The sequence below is a fragment of the Azospirillum isscasi genome, assembly GCF_030849505.1.
GTDB lineage: Bacteria > Pseudomonadota > Alphaproteobacteria > Azospirillales > Azospirillaceae > Azospirillum > Azospirillum isscasi.
This window is the reverse complement of the sequence record NZ_JAUJFI010000022.1, coordinates 20,810-47,293: the sequence shown is the minus strand read 5'-3', so window position 1 is coordinate 47,293 and position 26,484 is coordinate 20,810. Positions and strand designations below refer to the sequence as shown.

At 69.4% G+C, this 26,484-nt stretch carries 20 protein-coding genes, 2 tRNA genes and 1 riboswitch; of the genes, 12 read left to right on the top strand and 10 right to left on the bottom strand.

What is annotated here, in order from left to right:
* The coding region (locus QSG27_RS07105) for a glycosyltransferase family protein (RefSeq protein ID WP_306704592.1) at positions 1–1,592 on the bottom strand (1,592 nt) is incomplete at its 3' end.
* Positions 1,593–1,752: 160 nt separating this feature from the next.
* Positions 1,753–1,995, top strand: a riboswitch (cobalamin riboswitch).
* A gap of 175 nt (positions 1,996–2,170) precedes the next feature.
* Here QSG27_RS07105 and QSG27_RS07100 point away from each other — a divergent pair.
* On the top strand, positions 2,171–2,851 hold the full coding sequence (locus tag QSG27_RS07100) for an energy-coupling factor ABC transporter permease (protein WP_306704591.1): 681 nt from the start codon (positions 2,171–2,173) through the stop codon (positions 2,849–2,851).
* Positions 2,852–3,007: 156 nt separating this feature from the next.
* Here QSG27_RS07100 and QSG27_RS07095 read toward each other — a convergent pair whose 3' ends face one another.
* The 4 genes from QSG27_RS07095 to QSG27_RS07080 form a co-directional block, all read right to left on the bottom strand.
* The gene (locus QSG27_RS07095; RefSeq protein ID WP_306704590.1) at positions 3,008–3,391 is read right to left on the bottom strand and encodes a hypothetical protein; all 384 of its coding nucleotides are present in this window, start codon (positions 3,389–3,391) and stop codon (positions 3,008–3,010) included.
* A gap of 175 nt (positions 3,392–3,566) precedes the next feature.
* A tRNA-Ala gene (locus tag QSG27_RS07090) sits at positions 3,567–3,642 on the bottom strand.
* 30 nt (positions 3,643–3,672) lie between these two features.
* A tRNA-Leu gene (locus QSG27_RS07085) sits at positions 3,673–3,759 on the bottom strand.
* 254 nt (positions 3,760–4,013) lie between these two features.
* Complete coding sequence (locus QSG27_RS07080; RefSeq protein ID WP_306704589.1) at positions 4,014–5,987, bottom strand: methyl-accepting chemotaxis protein; 1,974 nt, start codon at positions 5,985–5,987, stop codon at positions 4,014–4,016.
* Between QSG27_RS07080 and QSG27_RS07075 the strand changes: the two genes are divergently transcribed.
* The 5 genes from QSG27_RS07075 to QSG27_RS07055 all read left to right on the top strand — a co-directional run bounded on the left by QSG27_RS07075 (position 5,897) and on the right by QSG27_RS07055 (position 9,898).
* The gene (locus QSG27_RS07075) at positions 5,897–6,268 is read left to right on the top strand and encodes a hypothetical protein (RefSeq protein WP_306704596.1); all 372 of its coding nucleotides are present in this window, start codon (positions 5,897–5,899) and stop codon (positions 6,266–6,268) included. The two genes, QSG27_RS07080 and QSG27_RS07075, sit on opposite strands and share 91 nt — an antisense overlap.
* 57 nt (positions 6,269–6,325) lie before the next feature.
* Complete coding sequence (locus QSG27_RS07070) at positions 6,326–7,075, top strand: GntR family transcriptional regulator (protein WP_306704588.1); 750 nt, start codon at positions 6,326–6,328, stop codon at positions 7,073–7,075.
* A 46-nt stretch (positions 7,076–7,121) separates the two neighbouring features.
* Positions 7,122–7,958: a 5-dehydro-4-deoxy-D-glucuronate isomerase gene (gene kduI, locus QSG27_RS07065; protein ID WP_306704586.1), complete on the top strand. Its 837-nt coding sequence runs from the start codon at positions 7,122–7,124 to the stop codon at positions 7,956–7,958.
* A 28-nt stretch (positions 7,959–7,986) separates the two neighbouring features.
* Positions 7,987–8,751, top strand: a complete 765-nt coding sequence (gene kduD / locus QSG27_RS07060) for a 2-dehydro-3-deoxy-D-gluconate 5-dehydrogenase KduD (protein ID WP_306704584.1) — start codon at positions 7,987–7,989, stop codon at positions 8,749–8,751.
* Between the two features lie 340 nt (positions 8,752–9,091).
* Positions 9,092–9,898 (top strand): alpha/beta fold hydrolase, encoded by an 807-nt coding sequence (locus QSG27_RS07055; protein ID WP_306704581.1) that lies wholly within the window; start codon positions 9,092–9,094, stop codon positions 9,896–9,898.
* 41 nt (positions 9,899–9,939) lie between these two features.
* Here QSG27_RS07055 and QSG27_RS07050 read toward each other — a convergent pair whose 3' ends face one another.
* From QSG27_RS07050 to QSG27_RS07035, 4 genes are all read right to left on the bottom strand, one after another.
* Entirely contained in the window at positions 9,940–11,157 is a 1,218-nt protein-coding gene (locus QSG27_RS07050; protein WP_306704579.1) for an acetate/propionate family kinase, read from the bottom strand.
* 10 nt (positions 11,158–11,167) lie between these two features.
* Positions 11,168–12,622, bottom strand: coding sequence for a bifunctional enoyl-CoA hydratase/phosphate acetyltransferase (locus QSG27_RS07045; RefSeq protein ID WP_306704577.1), 1,455 nt, complete (start codon positions 12,620–12,622; stop codon positions 11,168–11,170).
* A gap of 272 nt (positions 12,623–12,894) precedes the next feature.
* Positions 12,895–16,047 (bottom strand): efflux RND transporter permease subunit, encoded by a 3,153-nt coding sequence (locus QSG27_RS07040; RefSeq protein ID WP_306704575.1) that lies wholly within the window; start codon positions 16,045–16,047, stop codon positions 12,895–12,897.
* 16 nt (positions 16,048–16,063) lie between these two features.
* Positions 16,064–17,248 (bottom strand): efflux RND transporter periplasmic adaptor subunit, encoded by a 1,185-nt coding sequence (locus QSG27_RS07035; protein WP_306704573.1) that lies wholly within the window; start codon positions 17,246–17,248, stop codon positions 16,064–16,066.
* Positions 17,249–17,451: 203 nt separating this feature from the next.
* Here QSG27_RS07035 and QSG27_RS07030 point away from each other — a divergent pair, with 203 nt between their 5' ends.
* From QSG27_RS07030 to QSG27_RS07005, 6 genes are all read left to right on the top strand, one after another.
* Positions 17,452–18,162, top strand: a complete 711-nt coding sequence (locus QSG27_RS07030) for a TetR/AcrR family transcriptional regulator (RefSeq protein ID WP_306704571.1) — start codon at positions 17,452–17,454, stop codon at positions 18,160–18,162.
* A 202-nt stretch (positions 18,163–18,364) separates the two neighbouring features.
* Positions 18,365–19,006 carry a TetR/AcrR family transcriptional regulator gene (locus QSG27_RS07025; protein WP_306704570.1) on the top strand — a complete coding sequence of 214 codons (642 nt, stop codon included), beginning with the start codon at positions 18,365–18,367 and terminating at the stop codon, positions 19,004–19,006.
* Positions 19,007–19,150: 144 nt separating this feature from the next.
* Positions 19,151–21,928, top strand: coding sequence for a hybrid sensor histidine kinase/response regulator (locus QSG27_RS07020; protein WP_306704594.1), 2,778 nt, complete (start codon positions 19,151–19,153; stop codon positions 21,926–21,928).
* A gap of 443 nt (positions 21,929–22,371) precedes the next feature.
* The gene (pyk, locus tag QSG27_RS07015) at positions 22,372–23,898 is read left to right on the top strand and encodes a pyruvate kinase (protein WP_306704568.1); all 1,527 of its coding nucleotides are present in this window, start codon (positions 22,372–22,374) and stop codon (positions 23,896–23,898) included.
* Positions 23,899–23,964: 66 nt separating this feature from the next.
* Positions 23,965–24,744, top strand: a complete 780-nt coding sequence (pflA, locus tag QSG27_RS07010) for a pyruvate formate-lyase-activating protein (protein ID WP_306704566.1) — start codon at positions 23,965–23,967, stop codon at positions 24,742–24,744.
* 28 nt (positions 24,745–24,772) lie between these two features.
* On the top strand, positions 24,773–25,672 hold the full coding sequence (locus QSG27_RS07005; protein ID WP_306704564.1) for a formate/nitrite transporter family protein: 900 nt from the start codon (positions 24,773–24,775) through the stop codon (positions 25,670–25,672).
* Positions 25,673–25,700: 28 nt separating this feature from the next.
* Here QSG27_RS07005 and QSG27_RS07000 read toward each other — a convergent pair whose 3' ends face one another.
* On the bottom strand, positions 25,701–26,480 hold the full coding sequence (locus QSG27_RS07000; protein ID WP_306704561.1) for a GntR family transcriptional regulator: 780 nt from the start codon (positions 26,478–26,480) through the stop codon (positions 25,701–25,703).
* Between the last annotated feature and the right edge of the window lie 4 nt (positions 26,481–26,484).

The following is a 26,484-nucleotide window of genomic DNA, read 5'->3' as shown; positions in this document are numbered from 1 at the left end:
CGCCAGCGCGCCGGAACGCCCCCGGCCAGGAGCGCCGCGGCGGCGCGCTCGCCCTCGGGCGAAGTCCAGACCTCGGTGGCCGGGTCCACGGGTCCGCCGGTCAGCGCGCCCAGCAGGCCGGCGTCGCGCGCCGCGGCGGAGGGCTCGGCGGGGACCGGCACGATGTGGGTCAGGAAGGCGTCGGCGTAATAGCCCCGCACCGGCCTTCCGACCTTGTGGCCGAGGCGGAGCGGCGCGCCGGTGTCCTTCATCAGGCGGTTGGCGAAAGTCACGTCCTCGCCCCAGCGGGGGTTGACGGTCAGGTCGAAGGCGCCGTTGAACCGCTGGCCGATCTCCTGGCGGACGGCGGTCACCAGCGCGTCGTCCGGCGCCCGCCCCGTCAGCGGCGGCAGGTTGACCCGCTGGTTGACATAGGGGCACAGGGCGAGGGCCGGTTCCGCGTCCGGCGTCGCGAAGACGGTGATCCGCGCCAGCGGCAAGGCCCGCCGCAGTTCCCGCAGGACGCCCGACGCCCGCAGGGCGCCGCCGAGCCCGTCCGGCAGGAAGACGCCGACGCTCCGGATGAGGTCGGCCGGAAAGGGCGGCGGCTCTCCGGGGACCAGCGTGCGGCGGCGGATGGCCGGGCCGGATTCCCGCAGCAATTGCACCGCCGGGGCCATGGAGGCGCCCCGGGCCGGCGGGACGAAGGCCCAACGCCCATCGGCGTCCGGGCGCGCCAGCGGCTCCACCAGGGAATGCTCGGCGCGCACGGCGGTCGCCGCGTCGGTCACCCAGGGAAAGAAATCGCGCAGCGGGAGGGCGCCGCCGCCCGCGTCCCGCCCCGCCGCCTGCAGGGCGTCCCACCGGCGAACCGCGCCGCCATAGCCGTAATAGACCTCCTTGAACGCGACCTGCTCCTTCGTGGCGTAGGCGAAATGCTGGAAGACCAGCCCGCCCGCCGCGGTTTCCTCGTGAAGGAAGGGGTTGGCCGCGCCGAGGTCGGCGGCGCCGCCGTCGGGGAGGGCGCGCATCAGCCGGGGCGGCTCGTGCGAGTGCCAGAAATCCCCCGGCCGATACCGCCACGTCCGCAGCCATTCGTAGGCGCGGTGGTTGCCGTAGCCGTCCAGCCTGTCGAGGACCAGGGACGGCCCGACGAAGAAATGGCACAGATACAGCGCCGCCGTGCGCGACGGCGCGTCCAGGAACATCCGGTGCGCCCGCGCGATCTGCTCCGCCGTCCACAGCTCGTCCGCATCGATCTGCCAGAGGAGGCAGTCCTCCGTCATGGCGGCCAGCGGTGCGGAGACCATCTCCAGCTTGCCGTGCCAGAACAGGCCCGGCGGCTTGCGGTAGACCGAAACGCGCTCGGGCTCCTCCGCGGCGATCCGGTCCAGATACGCCGACGTGCCGTCGCTGCTGCGGCCGTCGCGGTGGAGATCCTGCGGAACGCGCCCTCCCTGCGTCACGCTCCAGGCCGTGTCGTTCACCAGTTCCGCAACCCCTTCCACGATGTGCCAGCGCCAGGGAAAGGGCAGTTGCCGGAAAACGTCCAGGTGGTAGCGGATGAAGGGATCGCCGTTCAGCACGATGGTCAGGAAATGAACCGGTAACATGCCGCAATCCCGTCCTTCGCCGGATCGTCCGGCGTTACGCCGTCCGCACGATCTTGTCGTTGGCGGGCGGAGCGGTGTCAAGGCAAGGCGTTCGGTCGCCGCGGACCCCCGCCGCGGGGCGATCGCCGATCCCCCTCTTGACGGCGGGCACCCCCGCCCCTACCCTGGCGCCGGTTATGGTTCCCCGCGCCGTCCGGTTGTGGGGCTAAGAGGGAAGCCGGTGCACCGCCGCCCCATTCCGGGGAGGGTCGGCAAATCCGGCGCTGCCCCCGCAACTGTGAGCGGTGAGCGGTCTCGTCCTTTCCGTGTCACTGGCGCCGCCTTCGGGTAAGGGTGCCGGGAAGGCCGGACGATGCCGCCTTGACCCGCGAGCCAGGAGACCTGCCGTAACCGAACGTACGTCCTCGGGCGGGGTGCCCCGGTGGCCGCTTGCCGATGTCCGGCCCGAAGGCCGCCCGTCTCCCGCAAGCCGTCCCGCCGGTGCGCCTCACTCAGGGGACCAAGGGGGTTGCGATGCCGGTGCCTGCCAGCAACGACGCCCCTCCCAACGCATGGCAGACTCGGAAAGGGCATAGAGCATGCACATCGAACCCGGCGTCGTGGACGGCGCCAAGATCGCCCTCAGCTACGCGACCGCCGCCGGCGGCTTCGCCATGGCCGGAAAGCTGGCGCACAACGACATCCGCAGCAACGGCGGGGTCGCTCCGCTGGTGCTGCGCAGCCTGATCGCCACCGCGCTGGTCTTCTCCTTCTTTGAGGTGTTCCCGCACCACCCCGTGGGCGTGTCGGAGGTCCACCTGATCCTCGGTTCGACGCTGCTTCTGCTGTTCGGCGCCGGTGCGGCCTCCATCGGCCTTGCCGCCGGCCTGCTGATCCAGGGCCTGTTCTTCGCTCCGTTCGACCTGCCGCAGTACGGGATGAACGTCACCACGCTGCTGGTCCCGCTGTGGGGCATCAGCCTGCTGGCGAAGCGGATCGTTCCGGACGCCACCCCCTACGTCGATCTGAAGTATTCGCAGGCGCTGGCCCTCTCCACCGCCTATCAGGGCGGCATCGTCGCCTGGGTGGCCTTCTGGGCCTTCTACGGCCACGGCTTCACCGCCGAGACCATGGTTGAGGTCGCCTCCTTCGGCGCCGCCTACATGACCGTCATCATCGTCGAGCCGCTGGCCGACCTCGCCGTGCTGGCCGTCGCCAAGGCGCTGCGCCACCAGAGCCAGGGGCCGCTGTTCAACGCGCGCCTGCATCAGGCCGCCTGACCCGGTTTTTCCGATCACGGTGTCCGCGGGAAGGGCGGCGGGAATGTCCCGCCGCCCTTTTTCGTTCCGATCATCGGCCCGCACGACGGTGGGTCGGCGGTGACGAAGACCCGTCCGGCATCGGCGGGCATGGCGGGCCTGCGCGGTCCCCGGCCCTTACAGCGGGATCTTTCCCGCCATGCCCGCCATGCCCGCCGATGCCGGACGGGTCATGCCCGCCGGGACGGTCCGCCAGCGCCCCAGGCGGAAGCGCGAGGGCGCCGCCGCCGGCTTCCTGACCGCCGGAACCGGCGCCGCTTCCGCCGCGGCCTGTACTTTCCGGATGCGGCGCTCCCGCAGCAGGAGGCGCATCACCTCCTCTTCCGCGACGGGGCGCCCGGCCTTGGCCGAGGCGAGGCTGGCGGTGTCCTGAAGGGCGGCGACCTCGGCCAGGGTGCCGGTCAGCCCCTTGGCAGCAGCGGTTTCCAGCGCCTCGCGATGAATGGCGAGGATGAACGGCTTCAACCCGCTGTCGGGCGATCCGTGCGGCGGTGTCGGCATGACGGGACGTCTCCGGGGATTCGTTCGATTGGGTGAGCCATCATCCAACCGATCACGCCGCCGCGGCAAAGGCCCCTACGGATTAGCCCGCCGTCCCCGTTCGGGAAGGCCGGCGTTGCGTCGGAGCCGTCGAAAATTTGGGAGAAAACCGGCGCCCTGCCGGGAAGGGGAGAGTTGGTGGAGCCAAGGAGGATCGAACTCCTGACCTCTACAATGCCATTGTAGCGCTCTCCCAGCTGAGCTATGGCCCCACTATACTCTCAGACCAACACAAGAGGTGTTGGTGCGCTTGGAGGGACTCGAACCCCCACGGCCTTTCAGCCACTAGGACCTGAACCTAGCGCGTCTACCAATTCCGCCACAAGCGCATCGTCTACTCTTGCATCCCGCGTCTCTTGGGGTGACGCGGGAGCGCTGATATAGCCGTGCCGAAGCCGGGGCTCAAGCGAAATCGACACGACCCCGTCACTTTTTTGCAAAGCCTCCGGCAATGGACGGCCAGAGGCTCATACCGGCGGTGCCTGAATGCTTCCATCGAGCGGCGCCGGTCCAACCCGACAGAACCTTGCGCAAGCAAGGTGCGAGAGGGTGATACGAACGAAGCCTTCAGGCGCCGTTCGTATCATTCCTTGATCTCCCGCAGGAAGCCGCCGATCTCATTCTTGATGGCGGTCAGTTGCCGGGTCACCTCGTGGGCGGAGGTCAGCACCCGTTGCGCGGTGTCGCCGGTTTCCCCCGCCGCATCGCGGAGATGATCGGCGCGGCCGGAAATCTCCCGCGCCGCCTCCGCCGCGCCGTGGGTGTTGCGGGCGATTTCGCTGGTGGCGGCCCCCTGCTGTTCGACCGCCGTGGCGATGTCCGACGAAATGCCGTTCATTTCGGTGATGGTGGCGCTGATGCCTTGGATGGACGCCACCGTCCCCTTGGTCGCCGCCTGCATGTCGGCGATCTGCGCGGAGATGTCCTCGGTCGCCCGGGCCGTCTGGGTCGCCAGAACCTTCACCTCGTTGGCGACCACGGCGAAGCCCTTGCCGGCTTCGCCGGCCCGCGCCGCTTCGATGGTGGCGTTGAGCGCCAGCAGATTGGTCTGCGCGGCGATGTCGGCGATCAGCGAGACCACGTCGCCCACCTTCTGCGCCCCTTCCGACAGGGCGGCGACGGTGTTGCTGGTGTGGCGGGCCCCGTCCACCGCTTGGTTGGCGACCCGCAGCGACGTCTGCACCTGACGCCCGATCTCGAAGATCGACGCCGACAACTCTTCGGCCGCCGCCGCGACGCCCTCCACATTGGACGACATCTGCACCGTGGCCGCCGCCACCGATTGGGTCTGCTGCTGCGAACCCGCCGCCAGCGACGACATGGCCTGCGAGACGTTCTCCATCTCCGCCGCCGTGGTGGACAGTTGCCCCAGGGCGCGGCTGACCTGCGCCTCGAACGCCGCGTTCAGACTCTCCAGCCGGCGCATGCGCGCCTCCTTGCGCGCGGTCTCCGCCGCTTCGGCCTGCGCCAGCCGCGCCACCTCATGGGCGTTGTCCTTGAAGACCTTCACCGCGCGGGCCATGGCGCCGATTTCGTCGCGGCGCTCGCCGCCCGGAATGTCCACCGACAGGGTGCCCGAGGCCAGCCGGCCCATCACGCGGGTCATGTTCAGCAGCGGCTTGGAAACCACCGCGTGCAGGGCCCAGCCCAACAGCCCCAGCATGGCGATGACGGAAACCACGGTGACGACGGTGGCGGACACGCGGAACTGGGTCAGTTCGGCGTAAGCGTCCGACTTGTCGATGGCCAGCCCCACCAGCCACTTCACCGACGGCAGCCCTTCCACGGGGAAGAACGTCACGAGCATCTCTCGGCCATCCAGCACGGTTTCGCTGACGCCGCCGTCCAGTTTGGGCGAGGGTCCGGAGAACAGCTCGCTCATCGGCTTCATGACCTTGGCGGAATCGGGGTGGATCAGCACCTTGCCTTCGGCGTTGATCAGGAAGGCGTGGCCGATGCCGCCGAAGCCGACCGAGCCGAGAATCCGCGTCAAGGTGTCGAGCTTCAGGTCGGCTCCGGTCACCCCCAGCGTCTCGCCCCCGCCCGCGCGCACCGGCGTGGCGATGGTCAGCACCAGATTGCCGCCGGCGCCGGCGTCGATGTAGGGCTCGGTCAGCACCGAGGCGTTGGCGGCGGTGGCCGCCTTGTACCAAGGACGCTGGCGTGGGTCGTAGCCCGCCGACAGCGGCCGCCCGGAGTTGTTGGTGTGCACGCCGTCCGCCTGACCGTAATAGATCGAGAAGAAGGTGTTGGCGAGGCTGTCGCGGCGCAGCAGCGGGCGGATCTGCTCCGGGTCACGGTAGCCCGGCAGGTTCTGCGCCAAATTCTCCACGAGCAGGATGCGACCGTCGAGCCAGTTGCGGATGCTGCCCACCGCCGCACCACCCAACTCGCGGGTCTGCTCATGAACACGGGAAGTGATGGAGCGGCTCTGATAAATGTCGTTATAAATCGAAAATACAGAGAATGAAAAAATCACCACAGCCGCCGCAATGGCAAGAATTTTTCCAATCAGTCGCTCTTCGGAGACAGTATGAGCGGCGGATGCAGCGGACATTTGTGTTTTCCTATTGTCATCAAGGCAATTTGAACATGCTTCCTCCGGCGCAACCGGCGAAAGTCGCGAAAATATCACCTAATTTTTATGAAATTACAATGCACCCTATTACGCGAATTGCGGGCTGCGACAGCATGGCACCGCTGACGGCAAACCGGCGGCGACCGGACAGCGGCGCCCCGGCACGCCCCTTCCTCGCCCGCCAAAATCCCCTTGGGCAAAAAGCCCGCTGGGCAAAAACCGGAGAGTGTGGACTCCGCGATTTCCAGCTTGCACCCTGACACTAATATACTAATATGCTCACTAGGACCGGCCCTGCCGGTGAAACAGGTGCAGTCATGGACATGCCGACCACCCCGACGCCCGCCAGCAACAGCCGTCCCGCCGCCACGCGGGGTGCGGTGAAGCCGTCCCGCGGGCCGGCGCGGGGCGCGTCCACCATGCTGGCCATCCACCGGTCGCTGCGCGCGGACATTGTGGAGATGCGCCGCCAGCCCGGCGAGCCCATCGTCGAGAAGCAGATCGCCGAAGCCTTCGGCGTCAGCCGCACCCCGGTGCGCGAGGCGCTGCAACGGCTGGCCGACGAGGGGCTGATCGAGATCTTCCCGCAGGTGGGCACCTTCGTCGCCCGCATCCCGGTGAGCGCCTTGCCCGAGGCCATCGTCATCCGCACCTCGCTGGAGAGCACCGCCGTCCGCTACGCGGCGCAGCGCGCCACCGGCAGCCAGATCGCCAACCTCCGCGCCAATCTGGTGCTTCAGCAGGAAACGGTGCAGGACGGCGACCTCGACGCCTTCCACGAGGCCGACGAGCGCTTCCACGCCCTGATCGCGGAGATCGCCGGCTATCCCGGCCTGTGGAGCATGGCGCAGCAGGTGAAGGTCCAGGTGGACCGCTACCGCCGCCTGACCCTGCCGGAGCCGGGGCGCCTCGCCCATGTGCTGGCCGAACATGCCGGCATCGTGGACGCCATCGCCGACGCCGACCCGGCCCTGGCCGCCGACCGCATGGCCGTTCACCTGGACGGCCTTCTCACCTCCATCCCCCAGGCCCAGGGGGCGAACCCGTTCTTCTTCACTGGTCCCTGAATTGGCCGCCGACCGGCCCCGAAAAACACCAAACGAGGACACCGCCATGAAGATCACCGTCCGGCATGCGTCACACCAGGACGACGTCCGCAACTACGACACCACCAAGCTGCGCGACCATTTCCTCGTCCCGTCCATCTTCGAGGCGGACGACATCGTCCTCACCTACAGCCACATCGACCGCTTCGTGGTCGGCGGCGCCATGCCGGTGTCGGGTCCGCTGAAGCTGGAATCGGCCAAGGCCATCGGTTCGCCCAACTTCCTCGACCGGCGCGAGCTGGGCGCCGTCAACGTCGGCGGTCCGGGCCGCATCACGGTGGACGGGGCGGTGTTCGATCTCGCCCCGCGCGACTGCCTCTACATCACCATGGGCAGCCTGGACGTCCGTTTCGAAAGCCTGGACCCGGCCAACCCGGCGAAGTTCTACCTGAACAGCGCCCCGGCCCACGCCCGCTTCGAGACGATGAAGATCTCCATCGAACAGGCCAAGGCCGTGCATCTGGGCGACCCGGCCCAGTCGAACGAGCGCACCATCTACCAGATGATCCATCCGGACGTCTGCCGCACCGCGCAGCTCGTGCTCGGCATGACCGTGCTGAAGCCGAACAACATGTGGAACACGATGCCGTGCCACACGCACGACCGGCGCTGCGAGGTCTATTTCTACTTCGACCTGCCGGAGCCGGCCCGCGTCTTCCACTTCATGGGCGAGCCGTCCGAGACGCGCCACGTCGTCGTCGCCAACGAGCAGGCGGTGATCTCGCCGAGCTGGTCGATCCATTCCGGCGTCGGCACCCGCAATTACACCTTCATCTGGGCCATGGCCGGCGACAACCAGGATTTCACCGACATGGACTTCATCCCCATGGAAGACCTGCGCTGATCCCCGGACGCCGAGAAGGACTAAGACAATGGCTCAGGCACATCCCTTCGACCTTTCGGGCAAGGTCGCCCTGGTCACCGGCGCCCACACCGGCATCGGCCAGGGCATCGCCGTGGCGCTGGCCCAGGCCGGCGCCGACATCGCCGCCGTGGACGTCGTTCCCCTGGACGAGACCAGGGGCCTCGTCGAGGCCGCCGGCCGCCGCTTCCACGCCATGAAGGCCGACCTCACCAGCATCGCCCCGGTCCAAGGGCTGGTGGAGGAGGCCGTCGGCACCTTCGGCGGGCTGGACATCCTGGTCAACAACGCCGGGCTGATCCGCCGCGCCGACGCCGTGGACTTCACCGAGGCCGATTGGGACCTCGTGATGAACATCAACATCAAGACGGTCTTCTTCCTGTGCCAGGCGTTCGGGCGCTACGCCATCGGCCAGGGCCGCAAGGGCAAGATCATCAACATCGCCTCCATGCTGTCCTTCCAGGGCGGCATCCGCGTGCCCTCCTACACCGCCTCCAAGAGCGGCGTGGCCGGCATCACCCGCCTGCTCGCCAACGAATGGGCGGGCAAGGGCATCAACGTGAACGCCATCGCGCCGGGCTACGTCGCCACCAACAACACCGCCGCCCTGCGTGCGGACGAGCAACGCAGCGCGGAGATCCTGGGCCGCATCCCGGCGGGCCGCTGGAGCGTTCCGTCCGACATGGGCGGCCCGGCGGTGTTCCTGGCCTCCGATGCATCCGACTACATCCACGGCACGGTCCTGCCGGTGGACGGCGGCTGGCTCGCCCGCTGAGGCGGGACGCCGCGGCGGGGGGCTTCCCCGCCGCGGGCGCCCGGCCTTCGGTTGGCCTGCGACTGCACGCTGTCGATAGCACGCACCGGACCGGCTGCCCGCCGATGTGGCGGCGCTCGAAGACGTGGCGGGGCGGCGGGGGCCAGGGATCGGCACGCCCGCATCCCCTCCACCGGCCCCAAGCTCAACGGGGCAGCCCTGCCGACGCCCCTTCGGCGGAGACCGGCTGCGGCATCGGGCTGGAGGAAGCGCTTGCAGCACCGGCACCGACAGGTTTCAGCGGACATTTCCCGGCACTTCGGGGCATAACGGAGGTTCCCAGGACCGCAGCGACCCCGACATGCCGACACAGGACGAAACACCCGTGACCGTGGCCGAGACGGAATGGACGATCCGGACCGCGGCGGGCGGTCTCTTCGCGAAGAGCTGGACACCAGAATCCGCGGACGGCGATAGCGCGCCGCCCATCCTGCTGTTCCACGATTCGCTCGGCAGCGTGGATTTGTGGCGGAGCTTTCCCCAGCGGCTCGCCGCCGGAACGCACCGCCGGGTCATCGCCTATGACAGGTTCGGATTCGGGCGCTCGGACCCTCACCCGGGGCGGATCGGGCTGGACTTCGTCGCCGCGGAAGCGCGGGACACCATCGCGGCGCTGTGCGAACAGGCCGGGGTGACGGACTTCGTCGCCTGCGGGCACAGCGTCGGGGGCGGCATGGCCGTCGAGGTGGCCGCCCGCTTTCCGGAGCGGTGCAAAGCCCTCGTGACCATCGCCGCCCAAGCCTTCGTCGAAGAAAAAACCCTCGCCGGCATCCGCGCCGCGAAGCAGGATTTTCAGGACCCCGCCAACGCCGCGCGGCTGGCGCGGTATCACGGCGCCAAGGCCCAATGGGTGCTGGACGCCTGGACCGAGACGTGGCTTTCGCCCGGCTTTGCCGATTGGACCCTGGATCATGCCCTGGCGGCGGTCCGCTGCCCGGTTCTGGCTCTGCACGGCGACCGGGACGAGTACGGCTCGAACGGGCATCCCGAACGCATCGCCGCGGGGCGGGGAAGCGCGCGGATTCTTCCCGACACCGGGCATGTGCCGCACCGGGAGAAGGAAACGCTCGTCGTCGATGCGATCCGGGATTTCCTGGCCGAAGGCTGAGAGGAGGAGGCGGGCCGCCCGCCTCCCCCTCCCTCATCCGATCATGCCGCCAGGGGAGACCGCAGGGCCGTCCGCGCCAGGACGTCCAGCGTGTGGCTGGCGATCATGCGTTCCTCGTCGGTGGGGATGACGAAGACCGGGACGCGGCTCTCCGCGGCGGAGATGCGCGTGGCCCGGGCGCGGTTCGCCGCCCCGTCGAGGCGGACGCCGAGCCAGCCCAGCTTCTCCGCCACCCGCGCCCGCACCGGGGCGGAGTTCTCGCCGACGCCGGCGGTGAAGACCACCGCGTCCAGCCCGCCCATGGACGCCGCCAGCCCCGCCGCCTGCTTGGCGACCTGGAAGCAGAACAGCTCCACGGCCTCCGCCGCCTGCGGGTCCTCGCTGTCCAGCAGGGCGCGCATGTCGCTGGAGACGCCGGACACGCCGAGCAGGCCGGACTTGTGGTAGAGCAGCCGCTCCAGCTCGTCCGGGCCCATCCCCTTCTCGCGCATCAGGTAGATCAGCACGCCGGGGTCGAGGGTGCCGGGGCGCGTGCCCATGGGCAGCCCGTCCAGCGCGGTGAAGCCCATGGTGGTGTCCACGCTGCGGCCCGCGCGCATGGCGCACAGGCTGGACCCGCTGCCGAGATGGCAGACGACCACGCGGGCCTCGGCCAGCTCCGGTGCGATCTGCGGCAGGCGCTGGGCGATGTGCTCGTAGGACAGGCCGTGGAAGCCGTAGCGGCGCACGCCCTCCTCGGTCAGTTCGCGCGGCAGGGCGAACATCTGCGCCTGCCAGGGCCGCGTGCTGTGGAAGGCGGTGTCGAAGCAGGCCACCTGCGGCAGCGCCGGATAGACCTCGGCCAACGCGGTCATCGCCGCGATGTTGTGCGGCTGGTGCAGCGGGGCCAGCGGCACCAGGGCCTCCAGCTCCGCCAGAATCGCCGGGGTGAGGCGGACCGGCGCGTCGAAGCGGGTGCCGCCATGCACGACCCGGTGGCCGGCGGCGACCAGCCGCAAGTCGCGCAGTTCGTGCCGCATCCAGGCCAGCAGGAAGCCGAGCAGCCCGGCGCGGTCGCCGGGGCCGACCTCGTCCAGGATGCCGTCGGCCAGGACGCGGCGGGCCGCGTCCTTCGCCTCGAAGCGGGGGGCGGTGCCGATACCGGAGATCTGGCCGGTGAGAACCGCCTCCAGGTCGCTCCTTCCGGCGCCGCGGAAGACGGAGAATTTCAGGCTGGAGGAGCCCGCGTTGATGACGAGACAGGCGTCACGGTGCGACATGGTGCGATCCTCACTCCGCGGCCAGGGGGGCGGCGTCGAGCGCGAGGGAGGGACGGCGCGCGGCGGCCACCAGCGCAGCCACGGCGCAGGAGGCGAGGCGGGTGCGCACGTTGTCGGCGCGGCTGGTCAGGATGACCGGAACCCGCGCGCCCAGCACGATGCCCGCGGCGTCGGCGTTGGCGAGGAAGGACAACTGCTTGGCCAGCATGTTGCCGGCCTCCAGGTCGGGGACCAGCAGGATGTCGGCCTGACCGGACACGGGGGAATTGATGCCCTTGATGCGCGCGGCCTCGGCACTGATGGCGTTGTCGAAGGCCAGCGGGCCGTCGAGGATGCCGCCGGTGATCTGCCCGCGGTCGGCCATCTTGCACAGCGCCGCGGCTTCCAGCGTGGTGGCGATCTTCGGGTTCAGCGTCTCCACCGCCGACAGGATGGCGACCCGCGGCGTCTCGACGCCCAGCACCTTGGCCAGATCGATGGCGTTCTGGACGATGTGGACCTTGTCCTCCAGCGTCGGGTAGATGTTGATCGCGGCATCCGTGATCAGCAGCGCCCGCGGGTAGGTCGGCACGTTCATCACGAAGACGTGGCTGATGCGGCGGCTGGTGCGCAGGCCGGTGTCCTTGCGGACGACCTCGGCCATCAGCTCGTCGGTGTGCAGGCTGCCCTTCATCACCGCTTCGGCCTCGCCGCTGCGGGCCAGCGCCACGGCGGCCGCGGCGGCGGCGTGGCTGTGCTCCACGTCCACCAGACGGTAACGGGCGATGTCCAGCCCGTGGGCGGCGGCCAGCGCGCGGATCTTCGCCGCCGGGCCGATCAGGATGGGATCGATCAGGCCGGCTTCCGCCGCCTCCACCGCACCCTTCAGCGAGCTTTCGTCGCAGGGATGGGCGACCGCCGTGGCGACCGGCTCCAGCCCGTCGCACTTGCGCAGCAGCGCGTCGTGCTTGTCGTGGCGGATCATCTGGATCTGCGGCAGCGCGTGGGCGGCGCGGCGGACCTTGCGGGTGGGGGCCACCACCTCCGCGGTGCCGGTCACCACGACCTCGCCGTCCTGGTTGGTGCACAGGCAGTCGAAGACGACGATGTTCCGGTCGGCCTGCTTTTCGCGCACGGTCACGGTGGCGGTGATCACGTCGCCCAGCCCGACCGGGCGGCGGAAGCGCAGATCCTGGCCGGCATAGACGGTGCCGGCGCCGGGCAGCCGGGTCCCCAGCACGCCGGAAATCAGGGCGCCCGACCACATGCCGTGGCCGATCACCTTCTGAAAGCGGCTGTCGGCGGCGAATTTCGCGTCCAGATGCACCGGATCGATGTTGCCGGAGACGGTGGCGAACAGCTCGACATCCATGACGGTCAATTGCCGCGAGATGCTGGCGGACTGCCCGATGGCGATCTCGTCGAAAGTGACGTTCTCGATCGGGGCCGCGTGGAAGTCGCCGCTGGGTTCACCATTGGCAGTCATTGCAGAACACTCCGGATAAGAGAAAAAGGCATGATGCTGCCCGTTTCAGCCGATCCCTCCCGGAGCGCGCCCTGCTGAAGGGGAGGCGCGTCCTGCCGTCTTCTTATGCACTCTTTTCGTGTACTGATATATTAGCAGGAAAGGCGGCCCGGCGCAGTGGAACCGGCAGGACCGGACACTTTGCCGCAGGCCGCCGCCACAAGCACCGCCAGCAAAAAGCCCGGCCCCGTTTCCGGGACCGGGCCTTCCGCTTCCAGCCGCAGGCCGGATCGTCAGTCGCCGGCGGGCACCGGCTCGGCACCCGGCGGGGGGTGGGCACCGGCACGCTTGCTGCCGAACAGACGGTAGACCGCGACGAAGAAGACCGGGACGAACAGCACCGCCAGCACGGTGGCGGAGATCATGCCGCCCATCACGCCCACGCCGATGGCATTCTGGCTTTCCGAACCGGCGCCGCTGCTGGTGGCCAGCGGCAGCACGCCCAGCACGAAGGCCAGCGAGGTCATGATGATCGGGCGCAGGCGCTGCCGGCATGCCTCGATGGCCGCCTCCTTCAGCTCCATGCCCTCGTCGTACAACGCTTTGGCGAATTCCACAATCAGGATGGCGTTCTTCGCCGACAGGCCGATGGTCGTCAGCAGGCCCACCTGGAAGTAGACGTCGCTGGGCAGACCGCGCAGCGTGGCGGCGATCACCGCGCCGATGACGCCCAGCGGCACCACCAGGATGACCGACGCCGGCACCGACCAGCTCTCGTAGAGCGCGGCCAGGCACAGGAAGACGATCAGCATGGACAGGGCGTAGAGCGCCGGAGCCTGCGACCCGCTCAGCCGCTCCTCGTAGGACAGGCCGGTCCATTCATAGCCCACGCCCGGCGGCAGCTTGGCCATGATCGCCTCCATCTCCTGCATCGCCTCGCCGGAGCTGATGCCCGGCGCCGCGGCACCCTGGACGTTGAGCGACGACATGCCGTTGTACCGCTCCAGCTTCGGCGAGCCGTAGGTCCATTGCGCCGTGGTGAAGGCGGAGAAGGGCACCATCTGGCCGGCGGCGTTGCGCACGTACCAGCGCTCCACGTCGCTCGGCTGCATGCGGTAGGGCGCGTCGGCCTGGAGATAGACCTTCTTCACGCGCCCCTGGTCGATGAAGTCGTTGACGTAGGAGGAGCCCCAGGCCGCCGTCAGCGTCGTGTTGATGTCGGTCAGCGACAGGCCCAGCGCGCTGGCCTTCTCGCGGTCCACGGTCAGCTTGTACTGCGGCGTGTCCTCCAGCCCGTTGGGGCGGACGCCGACCAGCTTGGGGTTCTGCGCCGCCATGCCGAGAAGCTGGTTGCGCGCCTGCATCAGCCGTTCGTGCCCGACGCCGCCGCGGTCCACCAGCTGAAGGTCGAAGCCGGTGGCGTTGCCCAGCCCCGGCACCGAGGGCGGCATGAAGGCGAAGACCACCGCGTCCTTGGCCCGCGACAGGGCGGCCATGGCGCGCCCGGCGATGGCCGTCGGCTTGCGGTCGGCGGCCTCGCGCTCGCTCCAGTCGCGCAGCCGGACGAAGGCCATGCCGGAGTTCTGGCCGCGCCCCGCGAAGTTGAAGCCGGCGATGGTGAACAGGCCCTCGACGCTGTCCTTCTCGTTCTCCATGAAATGCGCCTCGACCAGCTTGGTGGTCTCCAGCGTGCGCTCGATGCTGGCGTTCGGCGGGGCCGACCACAGCACGAACAGCGTCCCGCGGTCCTCCTGCGGCAGGAAGGAGGAGGGCATCTGAAGGAACAGGTAGGCCAGCCCGGCGACGATCAGCGCATAGGCCACGCCGTAGCGCCCGAGCCGCGTCACCGCCCCGCGCACGCCGCGCTGGTAGGCGCGGTTGCTGGCGTCGAAACCACGGTTGAACAGGCCGAAGAAGCCGCTCTTCGCATAGCCGTGCCCCTTCTCCACCGGCTTCAGGATGGTGGCGCAGAGCGCCGGGGTCAGCACCAGCGCCACCAGCACCGACAGCGCCATGGCCGACACGATGGTCAGCGAGAACTGGCGGTAGATGGCCCCCGCGGAGCCGCCGAAGAAGGCCATGGGAACGAACACCGCGGACAGCACCAGCGCGATGCCGATCAGCGCGCCGGTGATCTGGTCCATGGACTTGCGCGTCGCCTCGCGCGGGGGCAGCCCCTCCTCGCTCATCACCCGCTCGACGTTCTCCACCACCACGATGGCGTCGTCCACCAGCAGGCCGATGGCCAGCACCATGCCGAACATGGTCAGCGTGTTGACCGAGAAGCCGAACAGCGACAGCACCCCGAAGGTGCCCAGAAGCACCACCGGAACCGCGATGGTCGGGATCAGCGTCGCCCGGAAGTTCTGGAGGAACAGGTACATCACGACGAAGACGAGGATGATCGCCTCGATCAGCGTCTTGATGACCTCGTGGATCGACAGCTCGACGAAGGGCGTCGTGTCGTAGGGGTAGATGACCTCCAGCCCTTCGGGGAAGAAGGCCGACAGCTCCGCGATGCGCGCCTTCACCGCGGCGGCGGTGTCCAGCGCGTTGGCCCCGGTCGCCAGCTTGACGCCCAGTCCCGCCGCCGGCTTGCCGTTGTAGCGGGCGGTGATCTCGTAGGTTTCCTGCCCGATCTCGATGCGCGCCACGTCGCGCAGCCGCACCTGCGAGCCGTCCGGGTTGACGCGCAGCAGGATGGCGCCGAACTCCTCCGGCGTCTGCATGCGCGACTGCGCCATGATGGTGGCGTTGATGCGCTGGCCCGGCACCGAAGGGGCGCCGCCGAGCTGGCCGGCGGACACCTGCGCGTTCTCCGCCTTGATGGCGTTGGTGACGTCGATGGTGGTGAGCTGGTGGCTGTTCAGAGAATCCGGGTCCAGCCAGATGCGCATGGCGTGCTGCGGGCCGAACACGGTGATGTCGCCCACGCCCTCGACGCGGCTGATCGTGTCCTGGAGGTTGGAGGCCACATAGTCGGCGATGTCGCCCTGGCTCAGCCGCCCGTCGCTGGACACGAAGCCGGCGACCATCAGGAAATCGTTGCCGGCCTTCGACACCTGAAGCCCGCGCTGCTGCACCTCCTGCGGCAGGAGCGGCACGGCGAGCTGGAGCTTGTTCTGCACCTGGACCTGGGCGATGTCCGGGTTGGCTTCCGGCTCGAAGGTCAGGGTGATAGTGACGTTGCCCGACGAATCGCTGTTCGAGGACATGTAGCGGAAATGGTCGAGCCCGGTCATCTTCTGCTCGATGACCTGGGTGACCGTGTCCTCCAGCGTCTTCGCCGACGCGCCGGGATAGCTGGCGGTGATGGACACCGTCGGCGGGGCGATCTTCGGGTACTGCTCGACGGGCAGGCCCAGGATCGCCAGACCGCCCGCCAGCATGATGACAATGGCGATGACCCAGGCGAAGACGGGCCGGTCGATGAAGAATTTCGACATGGATCGGTCCTCGGTATCAGCGCGCCGGCGGTGCGGGCAGGGCCGCCACGGCGGCCTGCGCCGCCACCGGCTTCACCTCGGCCCCCGGCTTCACCTTCTGAAGCCCTTCGACCACGATGCGCTCGCCCGGCTTCAGCCCGTCGGAGACCAGCCAGGCGTTGTTGATCGCCCGCTCCGTCTTGACGGTGCGCGGATTGACCTTGTTGTCCTCGCCGACGACCCAGACGCGGGCCGAACCGTCCGGACCGCGCTGGACCGCCTCCTGCGGCACGGCGAGGGCGTTGTCGGCCACCCCCTGCTCGACGCGGGCGCGCACGAACAGGCCGGGCAGCAGGTTGAGGTCCGGGTTCGGGAAGACCGCCCGCAACTGGACGGAGCTGGTGCCCGGATCGACCGTCACGTCGGAGAACTGGAGATCGCCGCGCTGGGGATAGGGGGCCTCCGCGGCGTGCAGGAACAGCGAGACGGGGATCTTGCCGGGCTCGGCCGGGCGGATGCGCCCGCTCGCCATGTCCTGGCGGAGCTGCATGAGCTGCGAAGCCGTCTGGGTCACATCCACGTAGATGGGGTCGAGCTGCTGGATGGTGGCGAGCGCCATCGCCTGGTTGGCGGTGACCAGCGCGCCTTCCGTCACGGCGGACTTGCCGATGCGGCCCGAGATGGGAGCGAAGACCTTGGTGTAGTCCAGGTTGATGCGCGCCAGATTGTAGGCGGCCCTGGCGGCGGAAAGCTGCGCCTCGTTCTGCTTCAGCGCGGCCATGGCGTCGTCATAGTCCTGCTTGCTGACGACGCTGTTCCGGACGAGGTCGTTGTAGCGCGCCGCCTTGTTGCGGGCGGCCTGGAGGTTGGCCTCCGCCTTCTGGATGTCGGCCTGGGCGACGGCCAGCGCCGCCTCGTAGGTGGCCGGGTCGATCTGGTAGAGCTGGTCGCCCGCCTTGACGTCGCTGCCCTCGGTGAAGAAGCGCTTCAGCACGATGCCGCTGACCTGCGGGCGGATCTCCGCCACGCGGAAGGCCGCGGTGCGGCCCGGCAGCTCGGTGGTGACGGACAGGCGCTGCGGCTGGATGGTCGCCACCGCCACCTCCGCCGGTCCCGGCGCCGGCTGGCCGCCGGCGGCGTGTTTCTTGTCCTGGCAGGCGCCCAGCACCACGGTCAGGGAGGCCGCCACGGCAAGAGACAGCAATGCGTTCCTGTTGAACATCCGTTCCTCGTCAAAACGCCGTGATGCGGCGATGAAATGTTCAAAAGAGCCGGGTCACCGCGGTCCGCCCGGCGTTCGGAACCGGCGGAATGGGCCGGTGCGCGCGGACGGTGCGAAATGACCCCTTTATCCGTACTGTCTCATACAGTACACTGTACCGGACGATACATTCAGAACGACCGTTTGCGCAAGGGGGAACCGCAATGCCCGACAAGGGGGCATCCACACCGTTCCGTGACGGCACCGCCGCGTTGGGCACCGGCGGGATGGGGGCCGGAAGTATGGACACGCCGGGTTTCGGCCCACGCGGCCAGGCGCGCTGCCGGGCACTGCTCGACGCTGCGGCGGCACTGTTCGTGGAGAAGGGATTCGCGCTGACCTCGCTGTCCGACATCCTGCGGCAGGCCGGCGGGTCGCGCACCACGCTGTACGAGCATTTCGGCGACAAGGAGGGGCTGTTCCGCGCGGTGATGGAGCGTCACTGCGACCGCGTGCTGGAGGAGATGTCGGCCATGCGCGCCAATGGACCGGCGGCGATGGCCGAGGAGCTGGAGGAGAATCTGTTCCGCGTCGGCCTGCATGTCGCCGGCACGCTGACCGTGCCGGAAACCACCGCCATTCTGCGCATCCTGGTGTCGGAAGGCGGGCGCATCCCCGACATCGCGCAGGCTTTCTTCCAGGTCGGCCCGGAGAAGACCGTGGGCTGGCTCGCCGGCTGTTTCCGCGATCTGGCGGAGGCCGGGCGCCTGCGCATCGACGACCCGGAGGCCGCCGCCCACGCCTTCCTCGGCATGATGGTCGGCGACCTGCTGACCAAGCGGCTGATCCTCCCCAACGAAGCCGTCTCCATGGAGGAGCTGGAACGCTACGTCCGCCAGTCCGTCCGGCTGTTCCTCGCCGGAACCCGGCCCTGATCGCAGGGAGGGCGGCGCATTGCCGTCTTGCAAGCGGGGGCGGCAACGGTCATAGCTCCCTCAACGACGCACGCACAGGCATCGGCCTTGCCCCCACCCTAACCCTTCCCTGCGCAGCGGGGGAGGGCCGGGGTGGGGGCAAGGCCAGCGCGCAAGGAAAACGCGCAAGGAAAACGCAAATGGACCGAGGAAACCCAGGGAATTGATCGACAAGGACCTGTCCACGGTCGGCCCGCGCGGACGGGCGCGGCGGCAGGCCCTGCTCGACGCGGCGGCGGCGCTGTTCGTGGAGAAGGGCTTCGAAAAGACCACGCTGACCGACATCATCAGCCGCGCCGGCGGCTCCCGCGCCACGCTCTACGAGCATTTCGGCGACAAGGAGGGGCTGTTCCGCGCGATGATGGAGGAGAACAGCGCCCGCATCCAGAAAGGGCTGGCCGCCATCCAGGCCGACGAGCAGGCCCCGCCGGAAGACGGGCTGACCCGCTTCGCGCTTCACCTCGTCCGGGCGCTGCTGGAGGACCGGACCATCGCCGTCGTCCGCGTGCTGGTGTCGGAGGGCGGGCGCATCCCCGACATCGCCGAGTCCTTCTTCCGCATCGGGCCGGAGACCGCCCAGCGGCGGCTGTCCGACTATCTGGAACGGCAGACCACCGCCGGCGCCCTGCGCGTCGGGGAGCCGGAGGCCGCCGCCCGCGGCTTCATCGGCATGATCACCGGCAACATCCTGCTGCGCCGCCTGATCCTGCCGGAGCAATCCCTCTCCATGGAGGAGGTGGAGCGCTACGTCGGGCGGGCCGTCGCCCTCTTCCTGTCGGGCGCCCGCCCCATGCCGGAGCGTTGACGTTGGAGTGACGAGGGCGTAGCGGGGCGAAGGGAAGCACTAGGACCGAAGGACAGGGGCCATAACATACTTCGGTATGTTAGGTTTCCCACGATCGTTGCTTTACTCCCAACGGCCCGTGGGCCGGGGCGGTTAATCGTGTCCATGGTCCGCTGGCTGCTGCTGCTCGTCTTCACCCTGGCCCCCCTGATCGGGTTCGAGGTCTATTCCCACGCCCGGCTGCGGGCGGAGCGGGAGGCCGAGATCGGGCAGGAGGCGCTGCGCCTGCTCGACCTGATCGAGACCGAGCAGTTGCGGATCATCGACGACATCGAGCACGTCCTCACCACGCTGTCGGAAGCGGACATCACCGGCCCCGCCTGCCAGGAGACGATGGAACGTCTGGGGCGGCGCCTGCCCAGCTATCTGACGCTGGGCTTCGCCGACCGTTCCGGCACCGTCCTCTGCGCCACCGACCGGCGGACCATCGGGACCGGGGTCGGCGACCAGCCGGAGGTCGGGCAGGCCCTGACCACTGGTCGCTTCGCGCTGGGGGACTACATCGTCGCGGAAGGGCTGGGCCGCCACGTCCTGCCCTTCGCCCTGCCCTACGCGCGTGGCGAGGCCGGCGCGTCCGGCGGCGGTTCCGGTCCCGCGGTCATCACCGCCCTGCTCGACCTCGACTGGCTGCGGCAGTACCAGGCCCGCAAGCCGCTGCCCCCGAACACGACGGTCCTGCTGGCCGACAGCAACGGCACCGTCATCGTGCGCGTGCCGGACATTCCCGGCCTGATCGGCCAGCCGCTGCCGGAGCGGCTGAACCTGTTCCTGACCGGCAGCGAGCCGGCGACGGCGCTGACGGAGGGGCTGGACGGCGTGTTCCGGATCGTCGCCTATTCCCCCCCGGGGGCGAACGGGAACGGGCTTGCCGTCGTGGTGGGCATCGACCACGCCGCCGCCCTGCGCGCCATCGACGTGGTGGCGCTGCGGTCCTGGTTTCCCTTCCTGGTGATCCTGCTGCTGACCCTGACCGGCACCGCCTGGGGCATCGGGCGGCTGACCCGGCAGCGGGAGACCGAGCGGTCGCTGCTCAAGGCCGTGCTGAAGCATCTGCCCTCCGGCGTGGTGGTGGCGGAAGCCCCGTCGGGCCGCGTCCTGCTGCACAACAGCGCGGCGGAACGGCTGATCGGCCAGCCGCTGGACAGGATCGCCCGCATCGAGGACTACCCCCGCCCCTTCACAAGCGGCGGCCCGCCGGAGGACTCGCCCGGCACCGTGGCGGAACTGCCGCTGGTCCGCGCCCTGCGCGACGGCGCGGTGGTCAAGCAGGAGGAACTCCGCCGCGACACCCCCGCCGGCCCCGTCACCTGTCTGGCCGACGCCGAGCCGGTGCGCGACCCCGATGGCCGCATCACCCTGGCCGTCGTCACCCTGACCGACATTTCCGAGCGCAAGGCCGGCGAGGAGGCCCTGCGGCGGAGCGAGACCCGCTTCCGCGAGCTGGTCGAGAACACCCCGGTGATGATGTGGGTGAACCGTCCGGACGGCACCCGGGAATTCTACAACGCCGCCTGGCGGGCCTACACCGGGCGGGGGATGGAGGCCGACGAGCGCTGGTCCCACATCCACCCCGCCGACCATCCCCTGATGCGCAGCGTCCGCGAGCGTGCCATCGCCGCGGGCGAGCCCTACGGCTTCGACCTGCGGATGCGGCGCCACGACGGGACCTACCGCTGGCACGTCTGCCGGATCAACCCGATGCGCCAGAACGGTCAGGTCATCGCCTGGGTCGGCACCGCCGTCGACGTGCACGAAAGCCGCATGGCCCGCGACGCGGCGGAGCAGGCCAACCAGTCCAAGAGCCGCTTCCTGGCCGCGGCCAGCCACGACCTGCGCCAGCCCATGCAGTCCATGTTCTTCTTCGCCGAGGCGCTGCACAGCCACGTCCATTCCCCGCGCGGGCGCGACGCCCTGGCGATGCTGGAACGCGGGATGGAGACGCTGAAGGGCCTGCTGGACAGCCTGTTGGACGTCTCCCAACTGGACGCCGGGGTCATCGAACCACGGATCGAGGATTTCCCGGTCAAGCCGTTGCTGGACGACATCGGCGCCGCCTATGCCCCGCTCGCCGCGGCCAAGGGGCTGGATCTCCAGGTGATGAACCATCACGACGTCACGGTGCGCAGCGACCGCAACCTGCTGGGGCGGATGGTCCGCAATCTCGTGGAGAACGCCATCCGCTACACCGAGCGCGGCGTGATCCGCCTGGAATGCCGCGCGCAGGACGGGCACGCCGGCATCCAGGTGCGCGACACCGGCATCGGCATCTCCGACGAGCAGATGTCCTGGATCTTCGAGGAGTTCTATCAGGTCGGCAACCCGGAGCGGGACCGCAACCAGGGGCTCGGCCTTGGGCTGGCCATCGTGCAGAAGCTGTCGGTCCTGCTCGGCCATCCGGTGGAGGTGCGCTCCGAACTCGGCAAGGGGTCGGTGTTCCGCATCACCGTTCCCCTCGGTGCCGCCGTGGAGAGCCCGGCCCCGGTCTCCCTGCCCCGCCAGCCGGAGCGCGGACGGCTGGCCGTGCTGGTTGACGACGACGCCATCGTGCTGATGGGGCTGCGGTCGATCTTCCAGGACTGGGGCTACGACACGATCGTCGCCTCCTCCACCGAAGAGGCGCTGGACCGGCTGCGGGCGGCGGACCGGCGGCCCGACGTGATGGTCGCCGACTACCGGCTGCGCGAGCACAAGGTGGGCACCGAAGCCATCCTGAAGATCCGCGAACTGGCCGGAACAGCGGTCCCCGCCGTCCTGCTGACCGGCGACTCCGGCCCCGACGTCATGCAGGAGGCTGAGCGGCACGGGATCGGGGTGATGTTCAAGCCGGTCACCGCCCGCCTGCTCCAGGAAGCCCTGTCCCGCCAGACCGGCACCGCCGCGTGACGGTCCGGGGAGGTGTCGCCCGTTGCCGGACAGGAGGATTTGCACGGATTTCGCGGATTTCAGCACGGATGACACGGATTTATTCATAGCTCGCTCAGGGAACACCCTTCGAGAAGCCAAGACGGAGCAAGCATCAAAGAAAAATCCGTGTCATCCGTGTCAAAGTCCGTGAAATCCGTGAAGACCCTGTTGCCCCCGAGAATCCCGAACCTCCCCGGCGCCGACCTGCGGCATTTTGGCAGGAAAGACGCGCCACCCCACGGAACGGGCTTGCCTTTCAATCTGATATACTAGTATTTTATTACACGAAGGACAGAAGCGCAGCCCGGATGGCGCGTGCCGGCCAGCCACGCCGACCGATCACATCGGCGCCGGTGCGGCGGTCTTACCGTCGAACGCCCCGCGCGCCGTCCCCCGCCCTCCTTTTGCGGAGCCTGCTTCGAATGACCGCCACCCCCACCCCGATCCGCCGCTTCCGCCAGACGAAGATCGTCGCCACGCTGGGTCCCTCCTCCTCCTCGCCGGAGATGATCCGCACGCTGTTCGAGGCGGGCGTGGACGTCTTCCGCCTGAATTTCAGCCACGGCTCGCACGACGACCACGGCGCCCGCGTGCGCGCCATCCGCGCCCTGGAGCGCGAGCTGGAACGGCCCATCGCCATCATGGCCGACCTCCAGGGGCCGAAGCTGCGGCTGGGCCGCTTCGCGGACGGCGCGGTGGACCTGACGGTCGGGCAGCGCTTCCGCCTCGACCTCTCCACCGGGCCGGGCGATGCGGCCCGCGTCGGCATGCCCCATCCGGAGATCTTCGCCGCCCTGCGGCCCGGCACCGACCTGCTGCTGGACGACGGCAAGGTCCGCCTGCGCGTGGTCGATTGCAGCCCGGAGCACGCCGACACCGTCGTCGCCGCCGGCACGCGCCTGTCCGACCGCAAGGGCGTGAACGTGCCCGACGTGCTGCTGCCGCTGTCGCCCCTGACCGCCAAGGACCGCGCCGACCTCGCCTTCGCGCTGGACCAGGAGGTGGACTGGGTGGCCCTGTCCTTCGTGCAGCGGCCCGAGGACGTGGCGGAGGCGCGCCGGCTGATCGCCGGGCGCGCCGCCCTGATGTCCAAGCTGGAGAAGCCGCAGGCCATCCAGCATCTGGAGCGCATCGTGGAGCTGTCGGACGGCGTGATGGTCGCCCGCGGCGATCTCGGCGTGGAGATGCCGCCGGAGGACGTGCCGAGCATCCAGAAGCGCATCGTCCGGCAGGCCCGCGCGGCGGGCAAGCCGGTGATCGTCGCCACCCAGATGCTGGAATCGATGATCGGCGCCCCCGCCCCGACGCGCGCCGAGGCGTCGGACGTCGCCACCGCCGTGTTCGACGGCGCCGACGCGGTGATGCTGTCGGCGGAGACCGCATCCGGCGCCTACCCGGTCGAGGCGGTGTCGATGATGGACCGCATCGCCCGCCGGGTGGAGCACGACGACCTCTACCGCACCATGATGGACGCCCAGCACGCCGACCCGCAGGAGACGGCGGCGGACGCCATCACAGCGGCGGCCCGGCAGGTCGCCCACACCATCCACGCGGCGGCCATCGTCACCTACACCACCAGCGGCTCCACCACACTGCGCGCCGCCCGCGAGCGGCCCGAGGTGCCGATCCTCTGCCTGACCGCGACGGTCGCCGCCTCGCGCCGGCTGGTGCTGGCCTACGGCGTGCACAGCGTGCTGACCGAGGACATCCGGAACTTCTCCGACATGGTGCAGAAGGCGGCCCGCATCGCCTACACCCACGGTCTGGCGGAGGACGGGCAGCGGCTGGTCATCACCGCGGGGGTGCCCTTCGGCATGCCGGGCTCGACCAACATCCTGCGCATCGCCTGGGTGGAGCGCCCCGTCCTTCCGGCGGGAGAGCACGCGCGTGACGTGCAGAATGTCCAGTCAAATCAATTGACCCCGGTCATGGCCGACGCCGGGGCGTGACCTAGGATGGCACACGCGCCGGTGCCGCAATGAAGCGGCCGCCGGCGCCCATTCACGAGGTGCCTCATGCTCAGCCCGATTACCCCTCACCCCGCGCGCCCCGCCGGGACGGGCGCATCGGTCCGCGGCTGGGTCCATTCGGTGGAGACGGGCGGCACGGTCGATGGGCCGGGTCTGCGCTACGTCCTGTTCCTGGCCGGATGCCCGCTGCGCTGCCAGTACTGCCACAACCCCGACACGCGCCACATGCACGACGGGTCGCCGGCCCAGTCCGCCGACGTGCTGGCCGACATCGCCACCTACGCCGATTTCCTGCACCGCGCCCACGGCGGCCTGACCATCAGCGGCGGCGAGCCGCTGGTCCAGCCGGAATTCTGCGCGGCCATCTACCGCGGCGCCAAGGAGCTGGGCCTTCACACCGCGCTCGACACGTCGGGCTTTCTCGGCAGCCACGCTGACGACCATCTGCTGGCCGACGTCGATCTGGTGCTGCTGGACATCAAGGCGTTCAAGGAATCCACCTACCGCGCGGTGACCGGCGTCCCGCTGCGCCCGACCCTGGAGTTCGCGGAGCGGCTGTCGCTGCTGCGCAAGCCGGTCTGGCTGCGCTACGTGCTGGTCCCCGGCCTGACCGACAACCTCGGCGAGATCGAGGGGCTGGCGGAGTTCGCCGACGGGCTGGAGGTGGTGGAGCGGGTGGATGTGCTGCCCTTCCACAAGATGGGCGAGTTCAAATGGAAACAGCTCGGCCTGCCCTACACGCTCGCCAACACCGAACCTCCCCCGCCGGAGCTGACCGAGCGGGTGCGCGGCATTTTCCGGGCGCACGGCCTGAAGGCCGTGTGATACGTCGTATGAGATGAGGAGCGATCCCATGGACACCCATTCCCTTCCGGAGGCCGCCAACACCTCCCCCGCCGCTCCGCCGCCGCCCTCCCTCGATGCGCTGATGCCCGACGCCATCGCCCTGGCGGCGGAGAATCTGGGCGTCAGGAAGGCCAACTACGACGCTGCGACCCTGTTCGCCCTGGCCGTCCTGGCCGGCGCCTTCATCGCGCTGGGCGGGCTGTTCGCCACCGTCGCCATGTCGGGGGCGGAGGGCATGCTGCCCTACGGGGTGACCCGGCTGCTCGGCGGTCTGGTCTTCTCGCTGGGGCTGATCCTGGTCATCGTCGGTGGCGCGCAGCTCTTCACCGGCGACGCGCTGATGGTGATGGCCTGGGCCAGCGGGCGGGTGCGGACCGGGCGGATGCTCCAGGTCTGGACGATGGTGTGGATCGGCAACTTCGTCGGCGCCGCCGGCACGGCGCTGCTGGTCTTCCTGTCCGGGCAATACGGCTTCGGCCACGGGGCGGTGGGCGCCTCGGCGCTCTATTTCGCCACGGCCAAGGCGGGACTGCCCGCCGGGCAGGCTTTCTTCCTGGGCATCCTGTGCAACGTGCTGGTCTGTCTGGCGGTGTGGCTGGCGCTCGGGGCGCGCAGCGTGACCGACAAGATCCTGGCCATCGTCTTCCCGGTCAGCGCCTTCGTCGCCGCGGGCTTCGAGCACTGCGTCGCCAACATGTATTTCGTGCCGCTGGGACTGCTGATCGAATGGGGCGCCCCGGCCTCCTTCTGGGCGGATCTTGGCCGCGCCGCGCCGGTCATCCCGGTGGGACAATTCCTGCTGAACCTCGCCGCGGTGACCTTGGGCAACTGGGTCGGCGGGGCGGTCCTGGTCGGCGCCGTCTACTGGTTCATCTACCGCCGCCCGAGCCGCCGCGCGGCCCATTGAGCCGCCATCCGGCGGCCCGGTCGCCCTCTCAGCGCCGCTGCAACGTCATGGTGTAGCGGAAGCCGGCGCCGGGATGGGTGTTGACGGCGATCTCCACCAGACGCCCGTCCTCGGTGAAATAGCGCCGGGTGATGACGAGGATCGGCGACTGCGGCGGGACATGCAGGCGGGACGCGACGTTGAGGCTGGCCGGGGCGGCTTCGATGTCCTGCATCACCTCGGCGATGCGGACGCCGTAGCGCTGTTCCAACACCGTGTAGATGGCGTACTGCACGACGTCCAGATTGCGCACCACGTCGGCGTAGGCCGCGTCGATGTAGACCTCGACGTAGGAGAAGGGCTCCGACGTCTCGCGGGTGCGGCGCAGCGCGCTGACGCGGAACCACTGCGTCTCGGGGCGGCAGCCCAGCCGGCCCGCCAGTTCCTCCTCCACGATGATGCGGTCCACCGAGAGGATTTCCAGCCGGGTCGAGGTGGCGTACTGGACCAGCTCGTCCAGCGAGCTGATGGAGTTGACGAAGCGCCCGTCCGTCCGGCGCGCCGCCAGGACCGATCCCGACCCCTGGCGGCGCAGGATGTAGCCCATCTCCTGAAGCCGGCGCAGCGCCTCGCGCACCGTGTGGCGGCTGACGGCGAAGCGGGCGCACAGCTCCTGCTCGGTCGGCAGGCGGTCGCCGACGGCGTAGGTGCCGGCGTCGATCTCCTCCAGCAGGGCGCGGACGATCTCCTGATAGAGCGGGGTTTCCGTCCGCTCCGCCGCGCCCTCGCCGATGCTGCCGTCCTTCACGCCGTCCGCTTCTTCCGACATCACG

Bases quoted from the DNA above. Each gene is read 5' to 3' on its own strand.
- QSG27_RS07100 (WP_306704591.1), top strand. From the start codon at position 2,171: ATGCACATCGAACCCGGCGTCGTGGACGGCGCCAAGATCGCCCTCAGC.
- QSG27_RS07095 (WP_306704590.1), bottom strand. From the start codon at position 3,391: ATGCCGACACCGCCGCACGGATCGCCCGACAGCGGGTTGAAGCCGTTC.
- QSG27_RS07075 (WP_306704596.1), top strand. From the start codon at position 5,897: ATGAAAAAATCACCACAGCCGCCGCAATGGCAAGAATTTTTCCAATCA.
- QSG27_RS07080 (WP_306704589.1), bottom strand. From the start codon at position 5,987: ATGTCCGCTGCATCCGCCGCTCATACTGTCTCCGAAGAGCGACTGATT.
- QSG27_RS07070 (WP_306704588.1), top strand. From the start codon at position 6,326: ATGGACATGCCGACCACCCCGACGCCCGCCAGCAACAGCCGTCCCGCC.
- kduI (WP_306704586.1), top strand. From the start codon at position 7,122: ATGAAGATCACCGTCCGGCATGCGTCACACCAGGACGACGTCCGCAAC.
- kduD (WP_306704584.1), top strand. From the start codon at position 7,987: ATGGCTCAGGCACATCCCTTCGACCTTTCGGGCAAGGTCGCCCTGGTC.
- QSG27_RS07055 (WP_306704581.1), top strand. From the start codon at position 9,092: ATGCCGACACAGGACGAAACACCCGTGACCGTGGCCGAGACGGAATGG.
- QSG27_RS07050 (WP_306704579.1), bottom strand. From the start codon at position 11,157: ATGTCGCACCGTGACGCCTGTCTCGTCATCAACGCGGGCTCCTCCAGC.
- QSG27_RS07045 (WP_306704577.1), bottom strand. From the start codon at position 12,622: ATGACTGCCAATGGTGAACCCAGCGGCGACTTCCACGCGGCCCCGATC.
- QSG27_RS07040 (WP_306704575.1), bottom strand. From the start codon at position 16,047: ATGTCGAAATTCTTCATCGACCGGCCCGTCTTCGCCTGGGTCATCGCC.
- QSG27_RS07035 (WP_306704573.1), bottom strand. From the start codon at position 17,248: ATGTTCAACAGGAACGCATTGCTGTCTCTTGCCGTGGCGGCCTCCCTG.
- QSG27_RS07030 (WP_306704571.1), top strand. From the start codon at position 17,452: ATGCCCGACAAGGGGGCATCCACACCGTTCCGTGACGGCACCGCCGCG.
- QSG27_RS07020 (WP_306704594.1), top strand. From the start codon at position 19,151: ATGGTCCGCTGGCTGCTGCTGCTCGTCTTCACCCTGGCCCCCCTGATC.
- pyk (WP_306704568.1), top strand. From the start codon at position 22,372: ATGACCGCCACCCCCACCCCGATCCGCCGCTTCCGCCAGACGAAGATC.
- pflA (WP_306704566.1), top strand. From the start codon at position 23,965: ATGCTCAGCCCGATTACCCCTCACCCCGCGCGCCCCGCCGGGACGGGC.
- QSG27_RS07005 (WP_306704564.1), top strand. From the start codon at position 24,773: ATGGACACCCATTCCCTTCCGGAGGCCGCCAACACCTCCCCCGCCGCT.
- QSG27_RS07000 (WP_306704561.1), bottom strand. From the start codon at position 26,480: ATGTCGGAAGAAGCGGACGGCGTGAAGGACGGCAGCATCGGCGAGGGC.